Raw genomic sequence first — 14,150 nt, forward strand, 5'->3', positions numbered from 1 at the left:
AGGCCCCTCCGGCTAAGATGAGAACAGCTTTCATTTGAGAAGACCTCGCAAATGTTTTCATCGGAATTCCGCCGGCTCTGGGGATGGCCGCTGTTGCTGGGGCTGTTGACCGCCAGCGGGCTGTTCAGCGCGCTGGTGTCGGACCACTGGGGGGACGTCTGGTCCTGGATCGCCCTGGGCCTGCCGGTGGGCGTGATGGCCTGGTTCGGGTGGCGACGGGCGCCCGCCACGCACTCCCCAGGACGCAAGCCATGCTGAGCGCCCGCGCCATTCGCACGTGGACCTGGTGGCACAAATGGACCAGCCTGATCTGCACGCTGTTCATGCTGATGCTGTGCCTGACCGGTCTGCCGCTGATCTTTCATCACGAAATCGGCCATCTGCTGGGGGACGAGATCGAAGCCCCGCCACTGACCGCCGCCCAGGCCCATCTGGCCGAGACGCCGCCCGTCAGCCTGGATGTGATGGCACAGGCCGCAAAGGCTCGCTATCCGGACCGCGTGATCCAGTTTGCCGGCCCCAGCGAGGACGACCCGCATCTCTGGTGGTTCACCATGACCCCGACGCCGGCCCCGACCAACGACTACAAGTCGATTGCGGTGGACACCCGCACCGGCCTGGTGGTGGGCGACTACAAGGTGGGTGAAGGCTTCATGGACCTGATGCTGAGGCTGCATGTGGACATGTTTGCCGGCCTGCCGGGCAAGCTCTTCCTCGGCTTCATGGGCCTGCTGCTGCTGGTGGCGTTGGTGAGCGGCGTGGTGCTGTATGCCCCGTTCATGCGCAAGCTGGCCTTTGGAGAGGTCAGACGGGAGCGCTCCACCCGCATCAAGTGGCTGGACCTGCACAACCTGATGGGCATCGTCACCCTGGTCTGGTGCTTCGTGGTGGGAGCCACCGGCATGATCAACACCTGGGCCGACCTGCTGGTGAAGTATTGGCAGTATGACCAGCTCAGCGCCCTGCTGGCCCCGTACAAGGACGAACCCGTCACGCCGATGGCTCAGCGGGGCTCGCTGCAACAGGCAATGGACAACGCGGTGAGCCACGCGCCTGACATGAAGGTGTCCTTCATCGCGTTTCCGGGCACCGCCTACTCCAGCCCTCACCACAACACGGTGCTCCTCAAAGGATCGAGTCCGCTGAAGTCCCGTCTGCTGGCGCCCATGCTGATGGATGCCAAGACCGGTGCCCTGACCGCCGCGCCGGAACTGCCCTGGTATCTGACAGCCCTGCTGGTGTCGCAGCCGCTGCACTTTGGTGATTACGGCGGCATGCCGATGAAGGTGCTGTGGGCGCTGCTGGACGTGGCCACCCTCCTGGTGCTGGGGTCGGGTGTTTATTTGTGGCTGCGCAAACCGCAGGGGGCACGGCGCAAGGCCGGAGCACCGGCCACGGCGGCGACGCTGGCGCTGGAAGAAGCGCTGGATGAAGCACTGGATGAAGCGGGGAGTGGATCATCAGCGGGATCGCCGGAGGGATCGCTGGAACAAGCCCCTGCCGCTTCGACGGCTTGATGCAACAGCCGTTGACTACTGTATGCCCATCCAGTACATTGGCTTCGTCGCGGTGGGCGCTTCGAGGGAGTTCGAAGCTGCCAACCCAACCCGCCCGGGCGGGGCATGGTGGCCAACCCGCTAGGGCAGGTCGTGGTGTCCCCATGGTCCGGCCTTCGAGGCAGCAACAGGGAGATGGCAATGCAAGTGCTCAAGCAACGAGTCTGGTCTTCATTGAACAACGCGGACGCCTGGGTCCTCGGCATCGGTCTTTTGTCCTGCCTCGGTCTGGTCACTGGCGTGCTGGGTTAACCCCCCACACCGCGGTTCGTCATTTCAGTTCAAACCCCCTTGGTCCGCCCTGTTGGAGCGGCCTGACGCCGGTGCTTGCACCTTCGTCGGCCCTCCCGGGCGGATATTTTTTTGGCGGCCTTCAAGAAGGCGCTTCGACGCCCCCTGTGAGGTGGCTCTTCGGCTGCTCTTCGGCTGCTCTTCGGCTGCTCTTCGGTCGCTCTTCGGCTGCTCTTCGCTAGCTCTTCGCTAGCTCTTCGCTAGCTCTTCGGTAGATCTTTGGGTGCCTGTGGGGCTTTACAGCGGCGTTTGCAGCGGCTGCCCGTTCTGCCAGCGCTCCACATTCAGCAGGAACAGGTCCACCGTGGCCTGAATCGATTCTGGCGACCAGCCCGCAATGTGCGGCGTGAGGATCACGTTCGGGAAGCCCAGCAGTGCCTCAGGCGGATGCGGCTCCGATTCATACACATCCAGCGCGGCGCCGGCCAGTTGCCCGGCTGCCAGCGCTGCCGCCAGGGCCGCCGTGTCCACCAGGCTGCCTCGGGCAATGTTCACCAGATGCCCCTGTGGGCCCAGCGCTTGCAGCACCTCGGCATTGATGATGTGCCGGGTGCCCGGGCCGCCGGGCGCCGCCACCACCAGAAAATCCGCCCACTCGGCAAGGCCGAACACGGAATCGACATACAGGCAGCCCTGCGCATCGTGGCGCTGGCGGCGGTTGTGATAGGCCACTTCCATGTCAAAGGCCAGGGCCCGACGTGCGATGCGCATGCCAATGGTGCCCATGCCCAAAATGCCCAGGCGGCGTCCGTTCACGCTGGGGCGCAGCGGTAGATCGTCACGCCAGAGACCAGCCCGCAGCGCCTTCTCCTGTTGCGGCAGTGCCCGCACGCTGGCCAGCAGCAAGGCCATGGCATGGTCGGCCACGCAGGCGTCATTCGTCCCGGCGCCGTTGGCCAGCACAATGCCGCGGGCCTTGGCAGCGGCCACGTCGATGTTTTCGTAACCAGCCCCCAGCGCAGCGGCAAAACCCAGCTTGGGCATGGCCGCGATTTCGTCGGCCCGCAGGCCCACCGCACCAATGGTCAGCACCAGTTCGATGCTGTTGCCTTGCTCGGCCACCGCCCGGGCGCGCAAGTCGCCGGTCGGAGCGTAGATCACGTCAAAGCGCTGGCGCAGCTGCGCCTGATGCTGCTCAGCCATGGGCATCAACAGCAGCAGGCGAGGAAGGGCGTTGGTGGCGCGCGGACGGGTGTCGTTCACAGGAGTCCCCAGGATGATCACATCGCTGGGGATGATAGGACGCTGGCCCAGAAAGACGGCCGGCGAAGGGGCGGGCAGCGCACCGCGTGCAATCTGCCTGCCCCAGACCCAGAGCGCATTCAGGGTGCGCATTCAGGATGTGCCTTAGGGGCTCGCGTTCAGGGCTCGCGTTCAGGGCGCCTGGGTACGGGGCCGTCCGTCCGGGCCACACAACGGAAGTTCTCGCTCCGCCGCCGACACCGGTTGACCCGGTCGCGCCACGCGGCAGTCGGCCTGCCCGCTCCTTCTTCCACCGGCCGCAACACCGGTCTGTGCGGCGGACGGATCCAGTTGCCGACGCAGTTCCATGACTCGTCGCTGTTCCGCTTGCAACTGCTCCTGCAGCTTCTGCCGCTGCTGCTGCAGCGCAGAGACATCGGCACGACTTTGCGACTCCTGGGCTTCGATCATGGCGCGGTAGCGACGGTCCGCTTCCAGTTCCAACGCCATCTGGCGCGCCTGCGCCTGCGCCAGCTTGAGCTCACGCTGCGCCGCTTCGGTCTGGGCCTTCAGTTCCAGACGGCGGATTTCGTCGGCAGCCAGCGCGGCCGACTGCCCGGCCAGGTCTTCATAGATTCGCAAGGCCTGGGCACTGTCGGTGGCCTGCACCACACGCCAGATGTCTTGGCCCTGGGAGAGCAGGACGAAATAGCGGGCCGTGTCCGCATGGAACAACAGGTTGGCATTGAAGCCGCCGTTGTCGGTGCGGCGCATGGTCGTCAACTGGCCCACCGACTGGAGCCGTTGCACCTCCTCCATCAGCGGGGAGCGAAGCGGACGGATGGGGGTGTCCGAAGGACTGGCCCCGACAGTGGCCCCGGCACTGGCCCCGGCACTGGTCGCCGCCGCAGGGGCGGCAGGCTGGCCCGAAGCACTTGCACTGCTGGCGGTGTGAGTCGCGCTCAGCGATTGGGAGGCACCGCTGCCGGTGCTTGACGCAGTTGCCCCCGTGGAAGCACTGGAGACGGAGGCGCGGATGGCGCTAGCGGCGGACGCGTTGGTGGCGTTGGTGGCGTTGGTGGCGTTGGTAGCGTTGGACGCGATCGTGGCGTTGGACGCGATCGTGGCCGAAGAGCCCTGACGCGCCGCCATCGGTACACCCCCAGGTGCCACTGCGCCGGTCGATGTGGGCCGAGCAGTAGAGACCGGCGCCGACGTGTTCTCTGCCCGGGTGGCGGTCGTCGAGGCTAGGTTGACGGTCGGATTGGCCGAAGAGACAGATGCCGCCGTTGCCGTTGCCGTCGGCGCAGGTGCAGGGGCAGGTGCGGCCCCTACACCAGAAGGCCTCGCAGCAACGGCCATCCCGGGAAAGGAGGACGTAGCAGCCACAGTGGCAACTTGGGCCGCTTGTGCGGATTGTGCGGGTGGAGTCGATTGAGCGGATTGAGTCGACGGAGCGGACGGGTTCCGTTGCGCCACGTGAGTCACCTGAGCCACTTGCGTCACCTGAGCCCGCTGCGTGCCCAGTGCTCCTGGACTCCCTGGACTCCCAGGCGTTCCCTGATCCACCCCGGCTCCAACCAAGGCTGACGCCACGCCGCTGGAGCCGCTGGATGTTGCCGAGCCAGTTGCTGCAGCAGCGCCCGGCGATGCCGCCGCCCCCACTGCTGGAGGCGGGGTCCCACCCCCTGCTCCACCCCCAGCCCCAGCAGGGGCCATCGCCGACAAGCGCTCCCCCATCAAGGCAGGCCGCCCAGCTTCGCCCTGCCCGGCCAGGCGTCGGAAGTTCTCGAACCCGATCAGCGCCACACGCTCGTTGTCCGCTTTCACCACCCGCCGGACCTCACCACGCAGCGTGGTCACAACGATGTAATGCACATTGGTCTTGGCATGCAGCAGCAGCTCGATGGTGCCCTGATCCATCTTGATCTTGCGCAGCGACACCAAGGCCCGCTGGGCCTGCAGCACCTGCAGCTCGATCACGTTGTTCGCCTCCTGCGGGGTCGCGGTGGCCGGCACCTGTGCAGGGGGCTGAGCACCCGCATGGGCGTGCCACAAGGCCAGCAGCAGCAGAGGCATCACCCCCACCATCGCGCCGATCCATGGGCGCTGCAGACGGCGGACTCGCGCCCCCAGCCAGGCGCGCCACCAAGCCCCCAACACCATATGCATGGAACGCCGCATCGGTGAACGAAACACGCTCCGCACACCGTTGGACGGACCGACGCGGTGGATGCTGCACAACCGATTCCACCATCCGGCGTTCACCGGGCTGGGTTCAGAAACAGCCCTGCCGTGGACAACGAGGGGCGCGGCAGAAGGTCGCAGTGCAAGGCGCTGAGTCATGGAAGAAGGGTCCGGGCTTTCAGGGACTCGCATTGTTGGAAGCCTCCGCCAGGACTCGGACTCGAATTGATCAACATCCCGCCAGAACCACCAACACTCGTCATTCATCAACCCCTCATACAGGTCGTCCACCTACAAACTTTCATGAGGCGCCTGCACCATTGGGTGGGTGCTCTGACCCTGTGGAGGGTCAGGACAAGACAGGTTTCTGAAGGGCACTTGAGGCATGCTGCGCACCTGACTGTCGCCCCTCGACAGACGTCTCCCGAGAAAGACATGCCATGAACCGCCGCGAATTTTTCCCGCGGCAGGTGGTCGACGCGGGCGCGAACCGCTGGGACTGGGCCCTGCTGCCCCTGGTCCTCGCTGCACTGGTGCTGCTGGCCTATGGCGCCACGCAGATGGCCCGTCCGTTCGAGCTCGGCGACCCACTGCCCCTGTCGCTGGATCCGTCCCGCCTGCCGTATTACCTGTTGCGCACCAACCTGCGCATGTTGGCCGCCATGCTGCTGGCCTTGCTGTTCAGCGCGGCCTTTGCCGTGCTGGCGGCCAAGGTGCGCGCGGCGGAGAAGTTGCTGGTGCCGATGCTGGACATCCTGCAGTCGATTCCCATCCTGGGTTTCCTGTCGATCACGGTCACCGGCTTCATTGCCCTGTTCCCCGGCAATCTGCTGGGTGTGGAATGCGCGGCCATCTTCGCGATCTTCACCTCGCAGGCCTGGAACATGGCGTTCAGCCTGTACCAGTCGCTGCGCACGGTGCCGACGGAATTGCAGGAGGCTGCGCAGGTGTTCCAGCTTTCGGGCTGGCAGCGTTTCTGGCGGCTGGAGCTGCCCTACGCCATGCCGGCGCTGCTGTGGAACATGATGATGTCGATGTCCGGCGGCTGGTTCTTTGTGGTGGCGTCGGAGGCCATCTCGGTCTCCAACCAGAGCATCAAACTACCGGGCGTGGGCTCGTACATCGCACTGGCCATCGAGTCGCAGAACCTTCCAGCCATCGGCTGGGCGATTCTCTGCATGTTTGTGGGCATCCTGCTGTATGACCAGTTGGTGTTCCGTCCTCTTGTGGCCTGGGCCGACAAGTTCCGATTCGAGGACAGTGGCAGCGAGGCCGCACCGGAGTCGTGGATGCTGAACTGGCTGCGTCGCACGCAGATGACCCGCCGCCTCGGCAGTTGGTTTGTGGACCGGCTGGAAAGCAGCCTGGTCTGGTTCAGCCGCTCCCATGACGGCACCTCCATCCGCGCGCGCCAGCGCCAGTCAAGCCCGACGTCCCAGCGCCTGTGGGACGCCGTACTGGCCGCCGCCGTGATGCTGGCGCTCTGGCGCCTGGTGGATTTCGTGCACAGCGAGGTGGGCTGGGCCGAAGCCGGCCACGTGTTTGTGCTGGGCTGCATCACGATGCTGCGAGTGTTGCTGCTGATTGCACTGGCGGCCCTGGTGTGGGTGCCGGTGGGCATCTGGATCGGCCTGAACCCACGATGGAGTGGCCGGCTTCAGGCCGTGGCCCAGTTCCTCGCGGCCTTCCCGGCCAATCTGCTGTTCCCGGTGGCGGTGATGGCCATCGTGCACTGGAAGCTCAATGCGGATCTGTGGCTGTCCCCGTTGATGATCTTCGGCACACAGTGGTATTTGCTGTTCAACGTGATTGCGGGCGCTTCCACCATCCCCGCCGAGCTGCGCCATGCCGCCGGCAACCTGGGCCTGACTGGCTGGCTGAAGTGGCGTCGCTACCTGCTGCCCGCCGTCTTCCCCAGCTTCGTGACCGGCGCCATCACCGCCAGCGGCGGCTCATGGAATGCCAGCATCGTGGCTGAATACGTGAGCTGGGGGGACACCACCGTCCAGGCCCATGGCCTCGGCGCCTACATCGCGCAGATGACGGCGCAGGGCGACTTCCCGCGGATTGCGCTGGGCATCGGCGTGATGTGCATCTTCGTCATGGGCCTCAATCATTTTGTCTGGCGCCGCCTCTATCGGCTGGCCGAAGACCGCATGCATTTCTGAATCGGATCGAAGGAGTTTTCATGTCCGCCACCATCCTCGAACTGACCGGCGTCGGCAAGACCTTCCGTTCCGCTGACGGGCACCTGCGGCCGGTGCTGGAAGACGTTGACTTCCACCTGCGCGACGGCGAAATCGTGGCCCTGCTGGGGCAGTCCGGCTCCGGCAAGAGCACACTGCTACGCATCATGGCCGGGCTGGTGAAGGCCGACCACGGCCAGGTGCGTTATCGCGGCCAGCCGCTGTTTGGTCCGGCCCGTGGCATCAGCATGGTGTTCCAGTCGTTTGCACTGTTCCCCTGGCTGACCGTCCAGCAGAACGTGGAACTGGGGCTCGAAGCCCGCGGCATGCCCAAGGCGGATCGGGAGAAGCGCGCCGAGGCCGCCATCGCGCTGATCGGCCTGGCCGGCTTTGAAGGGGCGCTGCCCCGTGAGCTGTCCGGCGGCATGCGCCAGCGGGTGGGCATTGCCCGCGCCCTGGTCACCGAACCGGATGTGCTGCTGATGGATGAGGCCTTCTCGGCCCTGGACGTGCTCACCGGCGAACGCCTGCGGGAAGACATCCTGGAGCTGTGGCAGGGCGGCGGCATGCCGACGAAGGCGATGCTGGTGGTCTCCCACAACATCGAAGAAGCGGTGCTGATGGCCGACCGTGTGCTGATCTTCGCCAGTGACCCGGGCCGCATCCGTTGCCAGCTGTCGGTGCAGTTGCCCCGGCCGCGGGATCCGGACAGCGCCGACGTGCGTGCGCTGATCGACGAGGTCTATGCGCTGATGACCGCCGGCCGCCCTGGCCGCGCTCACGGCACGGTGGAGGCCGGTGTGGCTGCGGCACCGCCGCTGGTGGAGCGGCTGCCGACCGCCGACGTGGCCCGCATGGACGGCCTGCTGGAACTCCTGGCCGAACCGCCCTTCGATGGCCGGGCCGACCTGCCCCAGCTCAGCGAAGAATCCGGCCTGCCGGATGCGCAACTGCTGCCGGTGGCCCACGCGCTGGCCCTGCTGGGCCTGGCCCAGCTCGACAGCGGTGACCTGCAGCTCACGCCCTTGGGCCGTCGTTATGTGGATGGCCCCCATGAACTGCGCCGCGACCTGTTTGGCCAGCAGCTGATGCTGCAGGTGCCGCTGATTGCGCACATCCGCCACAGCCTGGAGCAGGAGCCGACCGGCCAGTTGATGGATACCCCGGTGCGGCGGCTGCTGAGCGAGCACTTGGACGATGCGGAAGCCGATGCGGTGATGAAGACCGCCGTGACTTGGGCGCGGCACGGGGAAGTCTTCGAGTACGACTACAACACCGGCAAGCTGAGCCTGCCGGCGGGTGATACCGAAGCGTGAGCCTGGAGGAGGAACCTCCCCCGGCAGCGCTGACGGTTCAGGCGTCCACGTAGGCCGCCGCGATCATGGCCCCGGCATTGACCGGGGCTTCTTCTTCACGCGGGCAATAAACGATGTCGCCGATCTGGATCTTGCTGCCGGTCAGCACGCAGACCCCGGTCCGCTTGGCCGGGGCCATGTCCCAGATCTGATAGCCGTAGTGGCAGACCCCGGGGTCGGACCACGAAATCGCCGCCGTACGCGGCGTGGGCCGATCCAGCACATGGATGGTGGCCGGGGGACGCACCGGCGCGGCATCATGGACCGCACGGCGCACAGGCGCCCGGCTCGGCGGCCGCCATGAGGATGCCCGATGGTCGTCAGCACCACGCGCGCCCAACCATGCGATGGTGCGCAACCAGCCCTCCTGGGCCATTTCTTTGTGCTCGCTGTGCATGCCTGCAACACCTTTCCACGACTGTCAGCCCGAAAACATCCCTTCAGGCGTCGTTGTCAGAGACTTCTGAAATAATTCAACGAGTGATGAATATAGCAAAGAACGGGGCGTCATGAGCCAGGACCCTCCTCGCATCAAGCCTTCTTCCGGATCCGCCGTGGAGCACTCCTCGGAACATGCGCCGGAACCTTCCGACAACGCCTGCCCACGATCCGGCCCGCGGGCGCGGCGCAGCCGCGGGCGCCCCTCCAGCGAAGCCGCCCAGGGCGCGGATGCCTTGTTGCGCACGGCGCGCGGCATCTTTGCCCGGCGCGGTTACGAAGCCACCAGCGTGCGGGACATCGCCCGGCAGGCCGGCGTGGACGCAGCCCTGATCGCCCATCACTTCGGCTCCAAGGAGGCGTTGTGGATCGCCGTGGTGGACCAGATCGCCGCACGGATCCATCCGCTGCTGGAGGTCGCCACCGAGTTGCGCAGCCGCGCGGACCTCTCGCCCCGCAAGCGCGTGGAGCAGGCGATGGTGCACTTCATGGACAAAGTGTTCGAGGACCCGGACATCGGCATGTTCTTCTCCACCGCCGCCACCGAAGAAGGGGCGCGGCTGGATGTGCTGGTGGACCGTATGGTCAAGCCTTTCCATCAGGTTTTCCTCCCCCTGATGGAAGACGCGATGGCGGCCGGCGACTTCCAGGGCTGCGACCCTGGGCTGATGTTCTCGATGCTGACCCAGGGCATCAGCAAGACGGTGGCCTATGCGCATGTGCTGCGCGCAGTCTCTCCGCTGACTCACGACCCGGAGACCTTCAAGCGGGAGCTGTTGAAGGTGGTGTTGACGCTGCTGGCCTGATTTCCGTGCTTCCGACGGCGATGGGGACAACTTTCAGCCGCTTCGACGCCTGTTCACGAGTTCTGTGGACAAGCCTGTTGGAAGCACGGGCAGGGATGCTGCAAGTGCTTGTCAGCATTGGAAGAAGCCTGCAGTGCCTCACTTTGAGGCAGTGGGGGCAACAAGCCCGACGAGGGCCCTGCCGCGTGCGGATGGCGACTCACACCCGCGTTTTCCACCCGCGCGGCGATTGACAGCCATCGCCTGGGGACAACTTTTCCAGCCCGTCGCTTTCGGCGCCGGACTGTTCACCCGTTCTGTGGACAAGTCTGTTGGAAGGGCGGGCAGCAGTTTCACAACCTGTTGATTCCAAAGGGAATCCATTGCAGCGCCTCATTTTTAAGCAGTGTCCACAGCCGGGGCGCCGGCGGACCGACGGCGGGGGACAACTCCCCCGCCAACAGGCTCACACGATGCGGATGCCGAGGTTGGGCAGACCGTCGATATGGCAGTCGATCACATCCCCCTTCACCACCGGCCCCACGTTCTCCGGCGTGCCGCTGTAGATGATGTCGCCAGGGTAGAGCTCGAAGGCCTTGGACAGATTGGCAATCTGCTCGGCAACGCTCCAGATCATCATGCTCAGATCAGCGCTTTGCCGGGTGTCGCCATTGACCTTCAGCCAGATGGCGCCCTGTTTCGGATGGCCGATCCGGCTCACCGGATGGATCGGGCCGATGGGAGCGGCATGGTCGAAGCTCTTGCCGATCTCCCAAGGCTTCTTTTCGTTGCCCATGGCCCGCTGCAGGTCGCGACGGGTCATGTCCAGGCCCAGGGCATACCCGTAGACCAGGTCCAGCGCCTGCGCCACCGGCACATCACGGCCGCCCTTGTGGAGCGCGGCGACCAGTTCCACTTCGTAGTGATAGTTCTTGGTCAGGGTCGGATAGGGATGATCCGCCACCGTGCCGGGCGCCACGTTCTGGATGGCGTCGGTCGGTTTCTGAAAGAAAAACGGCGGCTCGCGGGTCGGGTCACTGCCCATCTCGCGGGCATGCGCGGCGTAGTTGCGGCCGATGCAATAGATGCGGCGCACCGGAAAGCGCAGATCGCTGCCAATGATGGGGACGGTGGTGGGCGTGACCTCGAACGGGGTCTTGAATGCGGCCGCCTTGGGCTCGTTCTGCGCCTGGCCAGGCAGGGCGCAACCGGCCACGGCACCGGCGGCCATCGCCGCCGAGGCGGTGAGCATCGAGCGGCGGCCCAGCCGCCGGGAGGAACTGTCGGTCATGGAAAGTCTCCTGGATGTGTGAGGCGAAACCAGGCAACAGACTAGACCTGAAGGCCGTTGGGGGCCTATCCGCGTTTGCCACGAAGCGGTTCACTGCGCTGCGAATAGCGACTCAAACGTGCGGTGCAGGCGTGGCGCGCCGAACAGACGGGCCAGGGGCGTTCACGCCTGCCAGACCCCAAACCCCGCTTCCCGCAGGCCGATGGCCAGTTCCACTTCCATCTCCCGTGCCGCCTCGTAGGGCATCGGGTTGTAGACCTCATAGAGCTGGGGCAACAGGCGGAGTCCGTAGTCCAACACAAAGCGGTTGGACTGAATGCCGGCCTTGTGCTTGTCAAAACGCAGGTCCGGGTCCAGCCCCGTCATGCCCACGTACACAAAGGGTTTGCCCAGTTGATAGTCCGGGTTGGCCTTGCGAAAGCGCGGCTCGTTCCAGACCCGGTCGGACAGTTCGACGACATAGACGTGGTGGTGGTGGTGGTGGCGGTGGCGGTGGCGCGGCATCGGGAACACTCTCAGCCGCCACTATGCCGCACGCGCCACTCGCTGGGCGACAGGCCGGTGGACCGGGCAAAGAAGCGCGTGAAATAGGCCGGGTCGCTGAAGCCCAGCCCATCGGAGATCTGACGCACCTGCAGATGGGTGTAGCCCAGTTCCCGCTGCGCCTCCAGCAGCAGCCGGTGATGCAGCACCGCCAGCGCGGAGCAGCCGAAATGCTTGCGGCAGAGCCGGTTGAGCTGAGTGGGTGTGATGCCCAAGGGCTGGGCGAGCGCGGCGACGCTGGGCTGCTCGCGGTAGCGCCGCTCCACCTGCTCGCGGTAACGGGCCAGATGCTGCAGGCCACGGCCTTCCTCCCGTGGGGCTCGTTGGGGCTGCACCCGGGCCGCGTGGGTCAACAGCAGCCCGACGGCATGGTCCAGCGCCAGGCTTCGCCAGGGCGGGGTGCCGAAGTAGTCCTGATGCAATTGCTCCGCCACGGCCAGCAGGCTGCGCGTGAGCGGCGATCGGGCCTCCAGCGGTTGCGCACGCGGTCCGCGCAGGTTGTCCAGCAGGTCGGGCGCGCCAGCCAGCAGGCGGATGACCCGCGTGTGCTCCAGGGTCAGCACCAGGCCTTGGGTGGCCTCACCAAACCGGAATCCATGCACCGCCAGGGCGGGCACCCACACCAGCGCCGGGCCGCGCAGCACCCGATGTTCAGCATCTAACTGCACGGTGGCCGGGCCGCGCTGCACCAGCAGGAGTTGAACCAGATGCGCATGGCGGTGCGGCAGTATTTCCCAATTGTGCAAGCGGCTGCGGGCGGCAATCGACTCCAGGTGCAAGCCATCCAGACCCGCCGCCTTGGGGTTTTCACCATACAGCTGATACACCGGCGGCATCGACTGGCCCACAGAGGGTCCGCTCTGGCGCCCACCCGACGGGCGAGAAGGCGCCAGTAAGCCTGTGGCTGCACCGCCCACTTCTGCGGGTCCACCAGCCTCCAGGCCCTGGCGGCCGACTGCTGATGGGCCCTGCCCCGTGGTCTGCCGAGATCGCCTCATAGGTTCCGATTGTGCAAGCCCAGGTTCGCTGCGTCTATTCCGCCCTCGGCCTGCCCGGCCTACGCTTCCACCCGGAGACAAGCCCGTGCAGTTGCCCATCGAGGCAGCGCGCGAGCGCCGCAGGAGCCATCCAATGAAGACTCACCGCACCCAGGTGCTGATCGTGGGCGCCGGCCCATCCGGCCTGTTGCTGGGCCAGTTGCTGCATCGCGCCGGCATCGACAGCCTCATCGTCGAACGCGCCTCCGCCACGCATGTGCGCCAACGCATCCGTGCAGGCGTGCTGGAGCCGGGCACGGTGGCCTTGTTGGAAGAAGCCGGTGTGGCCGACCGCCTGCACCGGGAAGGGCTGCTGCACCACGGCATCGAGCTGATGGTGGACGGTTGCCGCCATCGCATCGACTTGCAGGCGCTGGTGGGGCGTTCCGTCACGGTCTATGGGCAGACCGAACTGACCCGCGACTTGATGGAAGCCCGCGCGGCCAGCGGACGGCCTTGCTGGTATGACGCGCAACAGGTGCATCTCGACACCTGGGACGGCTCAGAGGTGCGCGCCCGATGCGAGGTGGAAGGTGTCACCCGGGAGATCGTCGCCGACTTCGTTGCTGGCTGCGATGGTTATCACGGCATCTGCCGCGCCTCGGTGCCCGCCGAGGCCCTGCGCTGTTATGAGAAGGTCTATCCGTTCGGTTGGCTGGGCTTGCTGAGCGACACGCCACCGGTCTCCCACGAACTGATCTACGGCCGCCACGAACGGGGCTTCAGCCTGTGCAGCATGCGCTCGCCCACCCGCAGCCGCTACTACCTGCAGGTGCCGCTGTCCGAGCAGGTCCACCACTGGAATGACCAGCGCTTCTGGCAGGAACTGCGTTGCCGCATGGACCCGGCCACCGCCGAACAGCTGGTGACCGGCCCCGCGCTGGAGATGAGCATCGCGCCGCTGCGCAGCTTCGTGGCGGAGCCGATGCGTTTTGGCCGCCTGTTCCTGGCGGGCGATGCTGCGCACATCGTGCCCCCCACCGGGGCCAAAGGCCTCAATCTGGCGGCGTCGGACATCCGCTACCTGTCCCAGGCCCTGATCGAGTTCTACAGTGGTGGCCCCCCCACCGGGCTGGACCACTACTCCAGCCGCTGCCTGGCGCGCATCTGGAAGGCCGAGCGCTTCTCCTGGTGGATGACCACCCTGCTCCACGGCTTCGACCATGAGCCGCCCATCCAGCACAAGCTGCAGCGGGCCGAGCTGGACTATCTGCTCAGCTCGGAAGCGGCGCAGCGGGTGCTGGCGGAGAACTATGTGGGGCTGCCAATCTGAATGGCTGCTGCCGAAGCTGGAGGCAG

The 14,150-nt window shown here is 66.1% G+C and carries 12 protein-coding genes; 6 read left to right on the forward strand and 6 right to left on the reverse strand.

Going from position 1 to position 14,150, the window contains the following annotated elements; genetic code table 11:
* The first annotated feature begins 51 nt into the window (after positions 1–51).
* Positions 52–258: a hypothetical protein gene (locus tag OU995_RS00985; protein ID WP_267833486.1), complete on the forward strand. Its 207-nt coding sequence runs from the start codon at positions 52–54 to the stop codon at positions 256–258.
* Positions 255–1,517, forward strand: coding sequence for a PepSY-associated TM helix domain-containing protein (locus tag OU995_RS00990; RefSeq protein ID WP_267836417.1), 1,263 nt, complete (start codon positions 255–257; stop codon positions 1,515–1,517). The genes OU995_RS00985 and OU995_RS00990 overlap by 4 nt, the downstream gene beginning before the upstream one ends.
* Positions 1,518–2,084: 567 nt before the next feature.
* Here OU995_RS00990 and OU995_RS00995 read toward each other — a convergent pair.
* Together OU995_RS00995 and OU995_RS01000 are read right to left on the reverse strand one after the other, a co-directional pair.
* Positions 2,085–2,996 carry a 2-hydroxyacid dehydrogenase gene (locus OU995_RS00995; RefSeq protein WP_267836418.1) on the reverse strand — a complete coding sequence of 304 codons (912 nt, stop codon included), beginning with the start codon at positions 2,994–2,996 and terminating at the stop codon, positions 2,085–2,087.
* Between the two features lie 225 nt (positions 2,997–3,221).
* Positions 3,222–5,201, reverse strand: coding sequence for a DUF2968 domain-containing protein (locus tag OU995_RS01000; protein WP_267833487.1), 1,980 nt, complete (start codon positions 5,199–5,201; stop codon positions 3,222–3,224).
* 455 nt (positions 5,202–5,656) lie between these two features.
* Between OU995_RS01000 and OU995_RS01005 the strand changes: the two genes are divergently transcribed.
* Positions 5,657–7,384, forward strand: a complete 1,728-nt coding sequence (locus tag OU995_RS01005) for an ABC transporter permease (protein ID WP_267833488.1) — start codon at positions 5,657–5,659, stop codon at positions 7,382–7,384.
* Between the two features lie 20 nt (positions 7,385–7,404).
* Positions 7,405–8,718, forward strand: coding sequence for a nitrate/sulfonate/bicarbonate ABC transporter ATP-binding protein (locus OU995_RS01010; protein WP_267833489.1), 1,314 nt, complete (start codon positions 7,405–7,407; stop codon positions 8,716–8,718).
* 37 nt (positions 8,719–8,755) lie between these two features.
* On the opposite strand, the gene OU995_RS01015 is transcribed toward OU995_RS01010, so the two are convergent.
* Entirely contained in the window at positions 8,756–9,154 is a 399-nt protein-coding gene (locus OU995_RS01015; protein ID WP_267833490.1) for a DUF3331 domain-containing protein, read from the reverse strand.
* 112 nt (positions 9,155–9,266) lie between these two features.
* Between OU995_RS01015 and OU995_RS01020 the strand changes: the two genes are divergently transcribed.
* Complete coding sequence (locus tag OU995_RS01020; protein ID WP_267833491.1) at positions 9,267–10,001, forward strand: TetR/AcrR family transcriptional regulator; 735 nt, start codon at positions 9,267–9,269, stop codon at positions 9,999–10,001.
* A 445-nt stretch (positions 10,002–10,446) separates the two neighbouring features.
* Here the strand turns inward: OU995_RS01020 and OU995_RS01025 are convergent, their stop codons facing one another.
* From OU995_RS01025 to OU995_RS01035, 3 genes are all read right to left on the reverse strand, one after another.
* Positions 10,447–11,271 (reverse strand): fumarylacetoacetate hydrolase family protein, encoded by an 825-nt coding sequence (locus OU995_RS01025; RefSeq protein ID WP_267833492.1) that lies wholly within the window; start codon positions 11,269–11,271, stop codon positions 10,447–10,449.
* Between the two features lie 162 nt (positions 11,272–11,433).
* Positions 11,434–11,775, reverse strand: coding sequence for a hypothetical protein (locus OU995_RS01030; protein ID WP_267833493.1), 342 nt, complete (start codon positions 11,773–11,775; stop codon positions 11,434–11,436).
* An 11-nt stretch (positions 11,776–11,786) separates the two neighbouring features.
* Positions 11,787–12,650, reverse strand: a complete 864-nt coding sequence (locus OU995_RS01035) for a helix-turn-helix domain-containing protein (protein ID WP_267833494.1) — start codon at positions 12,648–12,650, stop codon at positions 11,787–11,789.
* Positions 12,651–12,945: 295 nt separating this feature from the next.
* Here OU995_RS01035 and pobA point away from each other — a divergent pair, with 295 nt between their 5' ends.
* Entirely contained in the window at positions 12,946–14,124 is a 1,179-nt protein-coding gene (gene pobA / locus OU995_RS01040; protein WP_267833495.1) for a 4-hydroxybenzoate 3-monooxygenase, read from the forward strand.
* Positions 14,125–14,150 lie beyond the last annotated feature (26 nt).

Origin of the sequence: Roseateles sp. SL47, assembly GCF_026625885.1 — a bacterium.
Taxonomy (GTDB): domain Bacteria; phylum Pseudomonadota; class Gammaproteobacteria; order Burkholderiales; family Burkholderiaceae_C; genus Roseateles.